This is a genomic window from Nostoc sp. WHI (genome assembly GCF_015714725.1).
Lineage (GTDB): Bacteria > Cyanobacteriota > Cyanobacteriia > Cyanobacteriales > Nostocaceae > Nostoc.
The window spans coordinates 1-17330 of the sequence record NZ_WBKM01000193.1 but is presented as its reverse complement, the minus strand read 5'-3'; the positions used below and the strand labels follow the sequence as shown (position 1 = coordinate 17330).

The following is a 17330-nucleotide window of genomic DNA, read 5'->3' as shown; positions in this document are numbered from 1 at the left end:
CCTTTGCGTAAACCTCCGCGTTCCTCTGCGTTAAAAAATAAATTCTATGGTTCAAAATACAGATTATAAAAAATTAATAGCATCAACCTTAACAAAAATGGAGGCAATGCAGGCTCGCATTACCGAATTAGAAACGAGACAAAGTGAGCCAATTGCTGTTGTTGGGATGGGATGTCGTTTTCCTGGAGGAATAAATTCTCCTGAAGCTTATTGGAATTTTTGTAAAGCAGGGCTTGATGCGATTGTAGAAGTCCCTAAAAGCCGTTGGGATATCTCAAAATTTTATGCTGAAGAACCCACTCCCGGCAAAATGAATACTCGTTATGGAGGGTTTCTTCAAGAAGATATTGCAGAATTTGATGCCCGTTTCTTCTCTATATCTTCCCGTGAAGCAACCTCAATGGACCCCCAACAAAGGTTACTACTTGAGGTAACATGGGAAGCTTTAGAAAATGCCAATATACCACCGACTAATTTAGCAGGCGATCGCGTTGGTGTGTTTGTTGGTATCACTAGTGTTGACCACGCCATGATGGTCTACAAAAGCAATTATGATGAAATCGACTCTTTTTTTGGCACAGGAAACGCCCTGAGTGCAGCAGCAGGTAGGTTATCTTATTTTTTAAACCTCCGCGGCCCTTCCATGTCTATTGATGCGGCTTGTGCTTCTTCACTGGTAGCCGTTCACCAAGCTATTCGCAGTTTAAGAAATAATGAGTGCGAACTGGCTTTGGTAGCTGGGGTAAATCTCATCTTAAATCCAGCAATTACAATCAACCTTTCCCAGTCGGGGATGATGTCTCCAGATGGTCGCTGCAAGACCTTTGATGCGGCTGCAAATGGTTATGTACGGGGCGAAGGGTGTGGGGTTTTAGTGCTGAAACGCTTATCTGTGGCTCAGAAAAAGGGCGATCGCATCCTCGCTGTATTACGAGGATCTGCGGTCAATCATAATGGTGCAGCCGCCGGTTTAACAGTTCCCAGTGGCCCTGCACAACAAGATTTACTCCGTCAAGCCTTAGCTGATGCCAGAGTCGCACCCCAGAAAGTCGGGTATATAGAAGCACATGGCACTGGAACTTCTTTAGGAGATCCAATAGAGATGAATGCGATCGCGGCTGTTTATGGAGAGCGATCGCAACCTCTTTATGTCGGTTCAGTTAAAACTAATATCGGACATCTCGAAGCCGCCGCAGGTTTAGCGGGAATGATCAAGGCAATTCTCGCCCTCCAGCATGGTGAGATCCCGCCTCATCTTCACTTTCAGCAGCCAAATCCCCTGATTAATTGGCAAGGATATCCGATCAAAATTCCTAGTCAAACGATACCCTGGTCTAACAATGGCGAAGTCCGCATAGCTGGAGTTAGTTCCTTCGGTTTTTCTGGAACCAATTCCCATGTAATTGTTGAACAAGCGCCTGTTGCAAAAACAACAGAAATTAAGCTAAAACTTCCTAGTTATCTGTTAACTATTTCTGCTCATAACGAAACTGCTCTCAAAGAACTAGCTCGACGTTTTCACACCCATTTAAAATCTCATCCAGAAATCGGAGATATTTCTTATAGTGCAGCTATTGGTAGATCGCCCTTACCTGAACGTTTAGCGATCGTTGCAGATACATTACCAGAATTGCAACAAAGATTAGCAGCTTTTGCCGACGAAAACAATATTGATAATCTAACTTTTTATCAACGCTTCGCAGGAGAAAAACAGCCGAAAATCGTTTTTCTCTTCACTGGTCAAGGAGCTTGTTATGCAGGTATGGGTCATAAACTCTACCAAACCCAACCTAGATTTCGCAAATATATTGATAAATGTGCCGAAATATTAGCGAATCATTTAGAGCATCCATTACAAGATATATTGTTTGGTAATCAAACAGATTTACTCAATCAAACTGCATACGCTCAACCAGCTATATTTGCTCTAGAATATTCTCTTGCCATGCTGTGGCAATCTTGGGGAATCGAACCTAGCTTACTAATTGGTCATAGCGTTGGTGAGTATGTAGCAGCTTGTATTGCAGGGGTATTTAATTTAGAAGCAGGTCTACAATTAGTTGTTAAACGTGGGCAATTAATGCAAACTGCGCCCATAGGAAAAATGGCTTCAGTTTTTGCAGATGAAGCAACTGTACTTTCTCTGATCAAAAATTACAGTGATACAGTTTCAATTGCAGCTATTAATCATCCTCAACAAATTGTAATTTCTGGAGAAAGCAATAGCATTGATGAGATAATTACCAACTGCAAAACCCAAAATATTACTGCTCAATTCCTCTCAGTTGCGGGTGCTTTTCATTCTCCATTAATGGAGCCAATTTTAGATGAATTTGAAGATGCTGCTCATAATATTTCCTACAATCATCCTCAAATTCTGCTAATTTCAGGAATTGACGGAAAACCTTTAGAAAATCCGCCCGATGCCAGTTATTGGAGACAACAATGCCGTCAACCTGTGCAATTCTTGCAGAGTATCATTACGGCATTAAATAAAGGATATAACCTGTTTTTAGAAGTAGGTTCAAGACCAATACTATCAGATCAAGGTCGCCGTTATAACGATGAAGTTATCTGGCTGAGTTCTCTAAATAGAGGTTTGGATAACTGGCATACAATGCTCTCCACACTAGCCCAACTCTACATTAATGGAGTTAGTTTTAATGCCGAAAAATTTAATGAAGATTACGGCTACAGAAATGTCCAATTACCCACCTATCCCTTTCAAAGAAAACGTTTCCAATTTCAGCCCACTGTTTTAGTTGAATCTAGCCAAATTAACGAAGAGTATATAGAAAGAGAGCAAACTAAAATGACCGTAGCAAAAGTTTCAAAAAGCCAAATACATCAGCAGGAAATCCGCAACAAGTTAAAGTCTATTTTAGCTCTGCTTCTCAAAGAAAATGAAACTGACATTAGAGAGGATGAAACCTTATTAAATCTAGGAGCAGATTCTATCATTTTGACCGACTTTGCTCGTAAAGTTGAAGAAAAGTTTGGTGCAAAAGTCAAGATAGATCAATTATTTACCGATTTGCAAACAATTGCTGATATAGCTAATTATCTGTCTAATTATATTGAACAAGAACCATTAGAGACATCAGAGCAAATATTAGTAGATAATATATTAAATAATTACCTGTTGGTAATTTCCCAATTACAACCGATTGCTGTTGCTTATATTCTCAAAGCTTTAGAAGCATTAGGCAAGAGACTAAATAAAACAGAAACCTGGACAACAGAAACTTTATTGCAAACTTTGCCTATTGCCCCAAAATATCATGTTTTAGTCACTCGTTATTTAAAAACTTTAGAGCAAGCTGGAATTATTCAAAATCAAGGTAATGTTTGGACAGTACAAAACTTACCTGCGCCTTTTGATTTACCAGAAGTACTAGAAAACCTGCAAAAAACTAGTCCCGCAGCGAAACCTGAGTTGGAAATGCTGCAACGCTGTGGAGAAAACTTAGCAGAAGTCCTGAAAGGAAATATAGATCCTCTGGAGTTAATTTTCCCAGCAGGTTCAATAATTCATGCCGAAAGCATATATGGTAATTCTCCTGTATCTCGTTTGATGAATCAACGAGTAGCCCAAGAAATTAACCTAATTTTAAAAAGTTTTTCTAGCCGCGATCGCCATTACCAAATTATCGAAGTCGGAGGTGGTACAGGTGCGACTTCGGAAGCAATTCTTAATGACTTAAATCTCAATAACATAACTTATTCTTTTACCGAACTCTCTCCTGTTTTACTAAATAAAGCTCGTCAAAAATTTAAATACAAAGATAATCTCAACTTCCATCAACTAGATATTGAAAAATCACCAGTTTCTCAAGGACTACCAGCACATTCTTATCACATAGTTGTTGCTGCTAATGTGCTTCACAGTACCCGAAATATTACAGAAACACTCAATCATATCCGAGAATTGTTACTACCCGGTGGTTACTTGGTACTACTAGAAACAGTAGAAAATAATTCCTGGCTAGATTTAACCTTTGGACTCACACCAGGATGGTGGCGCTTTCAAGATAAAGAGTTACGTTTAGATACTCCTTTGTTAAGTGGAGAAACTTGGTGTTCTGTTTTAAAACGCTGTGGTTTTGCTACTGCGAATAGTTTTTCTAAACAGAACAATATCAGTATCTATAATGGGCAAGAGTTAATTATTGCTTCCGCCTCTGCTGAACTGTCGCCTGTTGCTGAAAGTGCTATTGTTAGCCAAGCGAAAACAGTACCTATATCAATACAAAGCTCAGGTAAAGAAGCTTTGATGATGGCTCAACTGCAATCTTTGAAAGACCTTAAAGATATCCATGAAAAAACCATTATCAAGCAATTAGAAATACTTCAATCTGCATCTGTTGTACCGATATCAGAAGGATTAATTCATCAGATAGAAACCGTTGCTCCTGCTCAAAAAGCAAAAATAGAAACTGCATCTCCCCCCCAGAAAATTAAAACTGATTCACCTAAAAAAACTAGCTCTCCAAGTTTAAACCCACTTGCCTTAAAGCTGAATGAGAATGAATCTTTATCGGCAAAGCAGCAAGCTTTTATCAGCAATTTAGAGATTATTTATAATCAAAAAACTGCGAAATCCAAGGCATATTCACAAAATAGCCGTAAAACAATGGTTGATGTCAAACCTACCATTGACTTCCGTATGGCTTTAAAAGAATTTCAATATCCCATTGTTTCAGAATTAGCCCAAGGTGCATATTTTCGGGATATTGACGGCAATGATTACATCGACTTAGCAATGGGGTTTGGTGTTAACTTTTTTGGCCACAGTCCTGATTTCGTGATAGAAGCAGTTCAACAGCAAATGCAACACGGAATTGGCTTAGGAATGCAGTCGAATATTGCGGCAGAAACGGCTGCTTTAATTAGTGAAATAACTGGTGTAGAACGGGTTGCTTTTAGCAATACTGGAACAGAAGCAGTTATGGCCGGAGTTCGTATTGCTCGTTCTCGGACAAAACGCCAAAAAATTGTTTTATTTTCTGGTTCTTATCATGGTACTTTTGATGGTATTTTAGCGCGAGTTGGAGAGGAACCAGGAACAGCTCAACCATTGAGTCTTGGCACACCATTAGGAATGGTTGAAGACGTAATAGTTCTTACCTATGGTTCTGAAGAAAGTCTAGAAATAATTGCTGCTCAAGCTGATGATTTAGCAGCAGTGTTGGTAGAGCCTGTGCAAAGTCGTAAACCCGATTTACAGCCTAAAGAGTTTCTGCAAAAATTACGGAAATTAACTCGTCAAAAAGAGATTGCACTAATTTTTGATGAAATTATTACTGGATTTCGGATCGCTCCCAGAGGAGCGCAGGAATGGTTTGATGTTGAGGCAGATATAGTAATTTACGGTAAGGCCATTGGCGGTGGTTTACCTATCGGTCTGATCTGCGGTAAAGCCGATTTCTTGGATACAATTGACGGCGGTTTCTGGAGTTATGGAGATAATTCCCATCCGCAAACAGAATTAACTGGTTATGGTGGCACTTTCTGTCGTCATCCTTTGGCTCTAGCTGCTTGTCGTGCAGTGCTGCTACATTTACGTGAACAAGGTGCAACACTTCAAGAACGAGTAAATCAATTAACCAATCGATTAGCAACAGAAGTTAATGAATTCTTTCAAGAAATAGGAATTCCCATCCGAATCGTTAATTTTGGTTCTCTGTTTCGCTTTGAACCTTTTGGAGCTTATAGTCTTTTTCTGCAACCAATCGAATTGCCGCTTTTTTATTACTTGCTAAATCTCAAAGGTGTGTATACATGGGAAAAACGAGTTTGTTTTCTCTCCACATATCATAATAATGAAGATATAGATAAAGTAATAATTGCTGTCAAAGAAGCTATTATCGAACTGCGGCAAGCGGGTTTTTTTGAAAATGCTAAACAACCGCAAGCAAAGAAAAGAGAAGAAAGCGATCGCTCTGACGATGAAGATGGTAGGAGTAATTTAAACCAGACATTTCCTACCAATGAAGCGCAACGTCAGCTTTGGCTATTGGCAGAATTAGATCCAACAGCTTCAGCATCATATAATCTTACTACTTCCTTAGAATTGCGTGGTTCTCTAGAGTTTTCATCTTTACAGCAGGCTATTAATCAAGTAGTCAATCGCCACGAAGCTTTGCGAACCAAAATATTAGAACAAGGCGAATTACAACAAGTTATCAATAGTGTCAACATTGACCTGCCGTTCATCAATTTGATAGATGAGGAAAATCCCGAAGCAACTGCTTTAAAATTAAGAACTCAGTTGTCTCAACAGCCTTTTGACTTGGGTATCGCTCCCTTATTTGCAGCTGTGCTGATGCGTTTAGCACCTGAACACCATCTTCTATCTTTAAAAACCCATCATATCGTTGCGGATGGTTGGTCACTAGGGCTAATTTTGAATGAAATAGGCAAACTTTATTCAGTAAAAATTGGTGTTGCTACAGACAATTTAGCGACACCAATGCAGTTTCGCAAATATCTAGCTTTGCGACACCAAGAAGCCCAAAGTCCACAAATGCAAGAGCATCGTGATTTTTGGTTGAAAACCTATGAGGGAGAAATCCCTGTATTTGAGCTTCCTACTGACTTTCCCCGCCCTGCTGTAAAAACTTACACGGGAGGGCGAGAAAGTAAAATTATTGCTCCTCAACTGTGGCGAGATTTGCAAACTGTGGGACGCAAAAACCAAGCAACATTATTTATGACAATGTTCGCTGCTTACACAGCTTTTATGCGTCGAATTTCTGGTCATGATGATTTAGTAATTGGTATTCCCATTTCTGGACGACAATTTGAAGGGAGTGAAGAATTAGTTGGCTTTTGTTCCCAATTTTTGCCAGTTCGGATCTCAACAAATATCACTGATTCTTTTGTTGAACATCTTCGTCATACTAAAGAAACACTTATAGCCGCCTTTAAACACCAAAGTCACGCCTTAGAAGAGTTATTAGCAGCTTTACAATTACAACGAGATTTTTCCCGTTCTCCCTTGATATCCGTATCTTTCAATATGGACCCTAGCTTAACTCTACCTGAGTTTGAGGGATTACAAGTATTGCTGCCACCACAGCCAATTGGATACACTCCTTTCGATTTAGGCTTTAATTTAATCGAAATCAATGACGCGCTGATTATCTACTGTAACTACAATACAGAACTGTTTAAACCAGAAACTATCAAACAGTTTCTAGAAAGCTTTGAAATTCTGATGGAGGGCGTAATTAATAATGCCAATAGTTTACTTTTTCAGTTGCCTTTGTTAACACACTCGCAAGAAGAAAAATTACTGGCAGATTTAATAGGGACAACAATAGAATTGCCCCAAAAGATGACAATTATTGATGACTTTATTGCTAAAGTTAACTCTAGACCAAATGCACCAGCATTAATTGTTGGGCAAACTAGTCTCAGCTATCGAGAATTGAATGAAAAAGTAAACCGGTTAACGAATTACTTATATGAGAAATATCAGATTGGCTCCGGGAAAGCGATCGCTCTAATTCTCGGACGTAATCAAAACTTAATTATTGGCATTCTAGCTACTTTTAAAACTGGAGCTACCTATGTTCCGATAGACTCAGAATATCCTAGTAGCCGCATCGATTTCATCTTAAAAGATAGTGCCTCTCAGGTGTGTCTCACAGAGAGTAATTTTGTCTCCCAATTACCTCAAGATATAGAAGCAATTTGCTTGGATAAAATCGATGATGTTCTGGCAGAATTCGATACTACTGAACCTCAAATAAAACCAGACTCTAGCCAAATTGCCTATATTTTATACACTTCTGGCTCAACAGGAAACCCCAAAGGAGTTATGGGTTGTCACATCTCTATTTTGAATGTAATTCGGAGTTTACGACTTACCTTTGATTTAGATAAACATCCTGAATGGCGCTATATCTTTACCGCACCTATTACCCATGATCCATCTTTGCGGAATATTTTTCTCCCGCTAACAATCGGTGCTGCTTTGTATATGTATGAAGTAAAGCATATAGGGGATTTAGTTTCCTTTTTACAGGAAAATCAAATTAATGCACTGCACACAACGCCATCTATTTATCGGGAGATATTGGGTGTACTCGACACTGAAGAAACTATCCCCAGCTTAAAATATATCTCTTCAGGGGGAGAGAAATTAGATCGAGAAACTGCGATCGCTTTACGAAAACGCTTCCAAGCTGATATCGTCAGCAATGTCTACGGTTCTACAGAAACTTGTGTCGGAGTAGCTCAGTATACAATAGACGAAAACTTTAATATAGATGTACCTCTTGGTCAAGTTTTCCATAACAATCGATTATTTGTCCTTGATGAATTCGATAACACCGTGCCTCTTCATGTAGTAGGTGAAATTTGCGTAGAAGGTGTAGCATTAGCAGCTGGTTATCACAATCTCCCTGAAATCACCGCAGAAAAGTTTAAACCTAGCTTTATAAATGAGGGAAAAGTTCTCTTTAGAACTGGAGATTTAGGTAAACAAATTGCCCCAGGTGTGATTGAATTTCTTGGGCGTAAAGATAATCAAGTTAAGGTGAATGGCTATCGCATAGATCCAGGAGAAATAGAATACCAACTCAGTCGCCATCCTCAGATTGACAGGGCGATTGTATTATCGATCAATGTAGATAATCAAACCCAATTATCTGCCTATTGTCAAACTGATAAAGATATAGAAATTTCCGAAATCAGAAAATTTCTATCTAACTCTTTGCCAGTTTACATGATTCCTACTTCCTTTATCTTCTTAAACCGATTTCCCCTTACCAGACATGGAAAAATTGACTTGCGATCGCTTGCTGATATCCAGGAAACAGGTAAATTAACACAGGTAGCTTACACTGCCCCGCGCAATAATTTAGAGTCCAATCTGGTAAATATTTGGGAAAAAATTCTCACTAAACACCCCATCGGTATCTTTGATAACTTCTTTGAAATTGGTGGACACTCACTGCTGCTTTCAAGAGTGGTAACTTATGTTCATAAAGAATTAAATGTATTGGTAAAATTGGCTGACTTCTTTAGAACTCCCACAATCAATGGATTAGCAGTTTTAGTATCTAAAACACGATACAATATTCAAGAACCTATACCAGCAATAACTCAGCAAAAATCTTATCCTATGTCTCATGGGCAGCGCGGCTTGTGGGCTTTAGAATTCCTTGATCATAACCATAATACCTATGGAATGCCGAGCGCTTATCAATTTAACGGTGATCTCAATATTGCGGCTTTTGAAAATGCCTTTCAAGATTTAATTAAACGCCACGAAATATTGCGTACTACATTTACCTTAATAGATAATGAACCGCGTCAAATCGTCCATGAGCAAATGAATTTTGGAGTGAAGCAGATAGACTTGATAGAGTCAGAGGAACAAGAAAAAGTTATCGATGAAGCTGTTAAAAACAATGCCAAAACTACTTTTAATTTAGAAGTAGGAACTTTACTTAAAGTTAACTTACTCAAACTAAGTCAACAGAGCTATATAGTTTTATTTAATATGCACCATATCATTTCAGATGGTTGGTCAGCAGGAGTTTTAATTAAAGATTTTCTTACGTTTTATCATGCCTACAAACAACAAAATGTGGAATTGCCCACACCTTTAAGGATTCATTATAAAGATTATACTTCCTGGCAAGAAAAGCGATTAAAAACATCTGAACTACAAGCACAACGTGATTACTGGCTGGCTAAACTGACTCCTGCTCCCACACGTCTTAACTTACCTTTAGATTATCCGCGCCCAGTGCTGCAAAGTTTCCCAGGCTCTGCGGTTATATGGAACCCAAATCAAGAATTAATCAAGCGTTTTAGGTTATTAGTCAAGACTCAAGAAGCAAGTTTGTTTATGGGTTTACTGACTTTAGTCAAGAGTTTTCTATTTCGATATACTGAACAAAATGAAATTACAGTAGGCTCTCCCATAGCCGGACGCAATCATCCCGATTTAGAAGAACAAATAGGTTTTTATGTTAATACTTTAGTTTTACGCAGTCAAATCGCAGCAGACGATAGTTTTACAACTTTACTCGCTAAAGTCAAAACAACAACTCTAGAGGCTTATGACAACCAAGAATATCCCTTTGATAAACTAGTATCAGATTTGAATCTCCAGCGCGATCCTAGCCGGAATCCCCTATTTGATACTGTCGTTGTTCTGCAAAATAATCAAAATGTAGACCTAGCACTAGATGGAATTACTGTTAACCCTATTCAGCAAGAAATTGTTACTGCCAAATTTGATATAGAATTCACTTTTGTTGACGAAACAGAACTATATCTGAAGCTAATCTACAATACAGATATGTTTGCAAGCGAACGGATTTCATTGATCCTAAAGTTATTAGAAGTTATTATAAAAGAGATAGTAGAATCTCCTGACACAGCATTAATAAACCTGTCTTTTAACATAGAAAGTTTTGACAAAGAAGATACCAACATTTTTGCAGAAAATTTCAATTTTTAGAGCCAAATAATTCAGCATAGAAACCAAATTGGAGAATTTTTATGAATCAAAAAACACCAATACTGGGAATTCTAGGCGGGATGGGGCCTGTAGTTACAGTCGATTTTCTCAAATCTATCTACGAATATAATCAGTTTCTTGATCACGAACAAGAAGCGCCTAATGTCATTGTTTTTTCACTTCCTTCTGCACCCGATCGCACGAGTTCAATTGAAAGTGGCAATGAGCAAGAGTTTATTGATTTTATTCAGCTGCATTTGGAAAATATGAGTAAATTTGTTGACCGGATAGTGATTGGGTGTTGTACATCTCATTATGCTCTACCTCATATTCCAGAACATCTTACTAATAAAGTAATTTCCTTAATTAAAATTGTCGATCAAGAACTTCAAGAACATGATGAACCAGCCCTTTTGTTGGCAAGTACAGGCACTTACCACAAAAAATTATTTCACGACGGTTGTTCTGCTGCCGATCGGATTATTTCTCTATCAGAAAAAGACCAACACCTAATTCATGAGATGATCTATAGAGTGCTGAAAAGAGGACAAGACCCACTCACAATTCTTGTAGATATCCAAGAATTGTTACATAAATATAATACTCGTTCGTATATTTCTGGTTGTACAGAATTCCATCTTTTTACGAAATCTCTAAAGCTAAATAAAATTGATTCCATAAAAGCGATCGATCCTTTGACTACTATCGCCCAAAACTTTTTTCAGCTATTGGAGCAAACCACATCTAATTCTAGTTTGCTCCTAGAAAATATAAAACTACCTAAACAATTCTATCCATCGCCCATAAACTCTTTTGTATGAAATAATTGAATCTAGGAGAAATTGGATGACAGCTAGTTTCCCCTAAATTACCACAGTGAATCCTAAAAATTATCAGGTTACTACTACTATAGTGATTGAATATGCAAACTCAAGTTGTTCGCGATCGCCCTTTAACAAATACTCCTGCTGCTTCAAATTTGACTCGATTTTGGGATAATCTCCGAACGCTCACTCTACCTTATTGGTATCCAACAGATCCAAAGGGAAGACCATTCTCAGACGTGATTCGCTCATGGGGGATGCTGGTTCTTCTGATCTTATTAATCATCGGGCTTGTAGGCGTAACTGCCCTTAATAGCTTTGTTGATCGCTATTTAATCGATGTCATTGTTCAAGATAAAGACCTTTCTAAGTTTTTCAGGATATTATCAATCTACGGTGTTGGACTGCTCTCGATCACGCTCTTGACAGGATTTTCTAAATTTGTCAGAAAAAAAATCGCCCTTGATTGGTATCAATGGCTGAATAATCAAATTTTAGAAAAATATTTAAGTAATCGAGCTTATTATAAAATTAATTTTAGCTCCGATGTTGATAATCCAGATCAACGTCTATCTCAAGAAATCGAACCTATTGCCAGGACTGCTCTCAATTTTTCAGCTACTTTGTTAGAAAAAATCCTGGAAATGACGACTTTTTTAGTAATTCTTTGGTCAATTTCCCAACTAGCCGTGGCTATTCTGCTGACTTATACGATCATAGGTAATTTGATTGCTGTTTACTTAAGTCAAGAATTAGATAAAATTACTCACGATGAACTTGAATTTAAAGCCGATTACACTTATAGCCTGACTCATGTTCGGAATCATGCTGAATCGATAGCGTTTTTTCAGGGAGAAAACAAAGAATTAAATATAATTCAGCGCCGATTTGATAATGTCCTAAAAACTTCTACAAGCAAGATTGATTGGGAGAGAAATAAAGATATTTTTAATAGAGGATATCGATCTGTTATCCAAATATTTCCGTTTTTAATCTTCGTACCTGCGTATATTCAAGGTGAAATTGATTTCGGACAAGTTAACCAAGCAGTTATCGCTTGCAGTATGTTTGCTAATGGTGTCGCAACATTAATAGATGAATTTGGGACTTCTGGACGATTTTCGAGTTACGTTGAGCGTTTAGCTGAGTTTTCGGATGCTTTAGAAGCTGTTACCAAACAACCAGAGAGCGTAAGTACGATTAAAACTATAGAAGAAAACCGTCTAGCTTTTGAGGATGTTACCCTACAAACACCCAATTATGAGCAGGTAATTGTCGAAGACTTATCATTGTCTGTTCAACCAGGAGAAGGTTTATTGATTGTTGGGCCTAGTGGACGAGGAAAAAGTTCTTTGTTAAGAGCGATCGCTGGTTTGTGGAATGCCGGATCTGGCCGTCTAGTGCGACCTCCTTTAGAAGAAGTTTTATTTCTGCCCCAACGTCCTTATATCATCTTGGGAACTTTGCGTGAACAGTTAATATATCCTAATACAAATCGTCAAATGACCGATGCAGAACTTAAAGATGTTTTGCAACAAGTTAACCTGCAAAACTTGTTAAGTCGAGTTGATAGTTTTGATACAGAAGTTCCTTGGGAGAACATATTATCATTGGGAGAACAACAGCGTCTTGCTTTCGCACGATTATTAGTTACTCGTCCTAGTTTCACTATATTAGATGAAGCAACGAGTGCTTTAGATTTGAAAAATGAAGGAAATTTATATCAACAGTTACAAGAAACTAAAACAACATTTATCAGTGTTGGACATCGAGAGAGTCTGTTTAATTATCATCAATGGGTTTTGGAACTCTCACAAGATTCTAGTTGGCAACTTGTGACCGTGCAGGATTATAAAATCCAAAAATCAAACTCAATTGTCACTTAACCCTCATACAACTTGCATTATCAGGGCGGGCAACATGCCACGAGTGTAAACTTAACGTAAAAACCAGTCCAGACAAAGCTTTTAGAGATTGTCTCGTTCCCAGTCTCCGACTGGGAATGTATTCCGAGAGGCTCCGCCTCAAGACTTGCGGCAGAGCCGCTTTTGATTTGCATTTCTAGCCAGAGGCTAGAAACGAGGTTTTAAACGGGTTTGCGCTTAAGTTGACACCAATGGCAAGATGCCCACCCGACAATCATATTGAAAAAATATTAATGCAAATTAAAGGCGCAACAGCTTAAAGCCATATTAAGCCTTACCAAGGAAGTCTTGTTTGCCAACTTCTACACCGCAGTGCCTCAGAATGTCATATGCTGTTGTGACATGGAAATAAAGGTTTGGTAAAACAAAATAGAGGAGATATGACATTCCTTGAAAAGATAGAGTGTTGTTAGGCATCTGTAAGGTAACTGTTCTCTCCTCTGAACCGTCAATTTGTTCAGGTTTAAATGTTTCTAAATAAGAGATAGTTTTCTGAATGCGGTCAGTAAGTTGGGTGAATGTAGTTTCAATGTCCTCAAACTTGGGTGCTTCTATCCCTGCTAGTCGGGCGGCACCTAATTTTGCCACGTCAGAGGCAATTTGTACTTGTCTTGATAAGGGAAACATATCGGGGGATAAACGACTATTGATCAATACAGAAGGATCTATTTTTTTTGTTTCTGCATATTTAGCACCTTTTTCAAGAATACTTAGAAGGTTATTCAGAGTCCGAATAGACACAGGTATTGAAGCTTGATACATTGAAATGGTCATTGATATTTCTCCAGAAAAAGTTCAATCTTTGGGTCATGGATGCAAAACAGGCAACGTTCGCATTCTGGTAATTTTTGCATAGTACCTGGCTAAATACGAGAGATATTAACAATACCTAAGAGGATGTTTGAAAAGTATTTGGCTATATCTAGCTCAATTGTGCCACAAGTTGATTTTCCAAAAGTGTATTATTTGTTAACAAGTCTTCAACGGTAATTCGCAAAAAGCGTTGTTCATCAACTTGAAAGAGGATTTTGATCCGATCGCTTCCAGGATATCCGGTTGGTGTCAGTTGAGCAATTGTTCTCGCGCCTTCTTGATCATTGAGGGGTTTGACGTTGGTTTCACTACCGTCAAGACGGCGAGTAATTAAGCGATCGCCATCAAAATAAACTTCGGTATTGCCTGTATCTGCTCCCAATTCTCCCATAATTAATTCAATGCTGGGCTGATTTTCCATAGAAGCGCCTAAGACTAATTCCACTGGCTGACTCATGGGGTATGCCTGTCCAGCTTTAATCAGAGAATGCCATTTGTGGCGCTGATTGCGGCGATCCCAGTAGCGGATACCATAACTATGGTAGAGAAAGTCTTTAATTTGTACGCCTTGTGCTAACTGTAATGCACCTTGAGCGATCGCTTCAAAGGGACGTTCGCAACGGATTTTTTCTGGCTCAAAATACTGTTTGATCCATGTTTGCACTGCTGGCAATTGCACTGTACCACCAACTAACAAAACTGCATTAATATCTGCAAGTTCTATTCCTTGGCGTTTTGCTTGCTGCAACAGTGTCGTCATCGACTGATCCAGCAACTCAAAAAATGCGTGTTCTTTGAGGACATTTTCAAAAGTGTCGCGGTTTATTTCCAGTTCGTAGCTTTCAAATGTCTCATCGTCAAAGTAAACTTCACTAGCTTGGTTCTGGGTTGATAGCTGAATTTTCACCCGTTCTGCCAATCTTGTTGTCAAGGGACTTACCGCCAGCCCTTGATTTTTCGCAAAGTAATCTACTAACCAATTATCAATATCAGTACCGCCCAAATTTTGCCCAGCTTTCGCCAGGACACGGGCAGTTTTGACTTTTTGTTTTGAATCTTCAGCTAATGACTTATTACCCCATTTGAGGAGAAATCCTAATGGCTTTGTGGTTGCTTGCACACCTTGATCTAACCGCACAAGGGACAAATCCAAAGTACCGCCACCAAAGTCAATTACTAAGAGAATTTCTTGATCTGCCAAGCCATAACCCAAGGCGGCGGCTGTGGGTTCATCCAGCATTCGCACTTGTTCGACGGGGAGGGCTTGACAAACTTTTCCTAACCAGTGACGATAAGCTTCAAAACTATCTACAGGTACGGTTAACACCAGAGAATCTAACCCACCTTGCAAAGGTGCTAGTTGCTCAATTACCTGGGTGAGGAACCATTGCCCTACTTGTTCAAAGGTGACAATTTGCCCATCTAATTCGGGTAAGAAACCTTGGATATCTGCACCGATACCTCGCTTGAAGCTGCGGAAAAATCGCGTTTCGCCTTTAAGGTCAAGACCGCGATCGCGTACTTGTTGACCTACTAAAACTTTACCTTGTTTTGCGTCTTCAACATAAACCAAACTAGGAATCAGTGGCGGATTGAGACTTTGTTTAATTGATAAACCTGGTAAATTCAAGGTTTCTGGCTGCTGGGTTACAGGGTTCCAACGAGCAATGACTGTGTTGCTAGTACCAAAATCGATTGCGATCGCCATATTTTATTTACTATCTCCCGCCAAGACACCAAAGCTACTTTATTTGTGATTATTCTCCATTAGCCACCAAGAACGCAAATCGGCGATCGCTACTTCCTTGTGTTTGGCTTCGACTTCTATCCAAGGTACTTCGTGGTAAACGCTGGGCATAGCTGTAATCATATCGCTATGCTTTCTGTCATTGAAAGCTTCTTCACCATTGGAAATATGCACTAATTGCCAATCTGGATTTGCCCAAGTTTCTCGTGCTGCATACAACATAGATGCTACACCCGGATGATCGTAGCTGTCTAGATTTTCGTGACAAATATGGTGGTGAGCATCGAACACCAAGGGTATTCCTGCCTGCTGACACACTGCTAAAATTTCACTGGCACTATAAGCGTATTCATCATTTTCTAAAGTCAAGCGACTTTTAATTGCTTCTGGTAATTCTAAGATTACCTTTACCAGTTGCTCAGTTCGTTGAGATTTGCCACCATGAACGTTCATTAATGACCAAGGCGATTGGGGTAAGCCTAATAAGTCAAGGGTGCGGGCGTGTCGTTCGAGAATTTTGATACTTGTTTTCACCACTTCCGGGGAATCAGAACTCAGCACGACAAATTGATCTGGGTGCAGCACCATTCTGATATTTAATGCTTCTGCACGTTCCCCAATTTTGGCTAGTTTATCGCTCATTTCCTCTAAGAGATTTGCGCCGATTTCGTCTTCTATATCACTTAGGGGAAACAAAGCAGAAGACATCCGATACAGCCTAATGTTGTTCTGCTGACAAAAGGATAGAGCGTCATGCAAACGGTATAAGTTATGCAGATAAAGTTCTCTGAGAGCGCTTTCACGTTCTTCAAGAGTAAGTTTTAAGTAGCGTGTGCGCGTCATCGTCCGAAAGCGCACTTGTTTATCATGGGTGATGCAAACTAGCCCTAAGTGCGGTGGAGTGCTTTTTTGCTGTTGCTGTGTATTAGGTAAATTGTCGAACTCGATTGCGGTCATTAATTAAATTTATCAACATATTGCTCTTGTTTGATTTTAATAAGTTTTGCAACCGAGTGATGAGTACCTAGAGAAGCATTTGTGACAGGCAAAGATAGTAGAGAATTTGTCAATCAGCAATTTGGTGGAAATATTATCCTAATTGAGGTGTCACAAACTAAACCTGATGGTGTTAGTCAGCGATCGCCCACCTGACATAAGGACGGGAAGCCGCTACAGTTTTGTAGGTGATGAGGCTAGCAGGAGCATTAATTTTTCGCAAATCCACACGAAAATAAGCTTGTGAAAGTGCCATCTTTTTAATAAAGACAGGGGAGGAGAGTTTTTATGCTTGTTCACGAGTATCAAAGACTCGTTAATGGAGTTCTGAGGTGGATGAACGAGTATTAAAGGTGGATGAACGAGTATTAAAGGTGGATGAACGAGTATCAAAGACTCGTTAACGGAGTTCTGAGGTGGATGAACGAGTATCAAAGACTCGTTAACGGAGTTCTGAGATGGATGAATGAATATCAAAGACTCGTTAACGGAGTTCTGAGGTGGATGAATGAGTATCAAAGACTCGTTAACGGAGTTCTGAG

The 17330-nt window shown here is 39.1% G+C and carries 6 protein-coding genes and 1 pseudogene; 3 read left to right on the top strand and 4 right to left on the bottom strand.

Annotated features, from left to right (window positions below; genetic code table 11):
* Positions 1-46 precede the first annotated feature (46 nt).
* The 3 genes from F8S12_RS19525 (at position 47) to F8S12_RS19515 (ending at position 13193) form a co-directional block, all read left to right on the top strand.
* On the top strand, positions 47-10483 hold the full coding sequence (locus F8S12_RS19525; protein ID WP_196517751.1) for a non-ribosomal peptide synthetase/type I polyketide synthase: 10437 nt from the start codon (positions 47-49) through the stop codon (positions 10481-10483).
* A gap of 41 nt (positions 10484-10524) precedes the next feature.
* Positions 10525-11304, top strand: a complete 780-nt coding sequence (locus F8S12_RS19520; protein WP_196517750.1) for an aspartate/glutamate racemase family protein — start codon at positions 10525-10527, stop codon at positions 11302-11304.
* A 101-nt stretch (positions 11305-11405) separates the two neighbouring features.
* On the top strand, positions 11406-13193 hold the full coding sequence (locus tag F8S12_RS19515; RefSeq protein WP_196517749.1) for an ABC transporter ATP-binding protein/permease: 1788 nt from the start codon (positions 11406-11408) through the stop codon (positions 13191-13193).
* Positions 13194-13499: 306 nt separating this feature from the next.
* On the opposite strand, the gene F8S12_RS19510 is transcribed toward F8S12_RS19515, so the two are convergent.
* The 4 genes and pseudogenes from F8S12_RS19510 to F8S12_RS40750 form a co-directional block, all read right to left on the bottom strand.
* Positions 13500-14006 carry a DUF1993 domain-containing protein gene (locus tag F8S12_RS19510; protein ID WP_196517748.1) on the bottom strand — a complete coding sequence of 169 codons (507 nt, stop codon included), beginning with the start codon at positions 14004-14006 and terminating at the stop codon, positions 13500-13502.
* A 148-nt stretch (positions 14007-14154) separates the two neighbouring features.
* Positions 14155-15753, bottom strand: coding sequence for an Hsp70 family protein (locus tag F8S12_RS19505; RefSeq protein WP_196517747.1), 1599 nt, complete (start codon positions 15751-15753; stop codon positions 14155-14157).
* 39 nt (positions 15754-15792) lie between these two features.
* On the bottom strand, positions 15793-16749 hold the full coding sequence (uvsE, locus tag F8S12_RS19500) for a UV DNA damage repair endonuclease UvsE (protein ID WP_196517746.1): 957 nt from the start codon (positions 16747-16749) through the stop codon (positions 15793-15795).
* Positions 16750-16962: 213 nt separating this feature from the next.
* Positions 16963-17330, bottom strand: a pseudogene (locus F8S12_RS40750) (hypothetical protein); the annotation flags it as partial.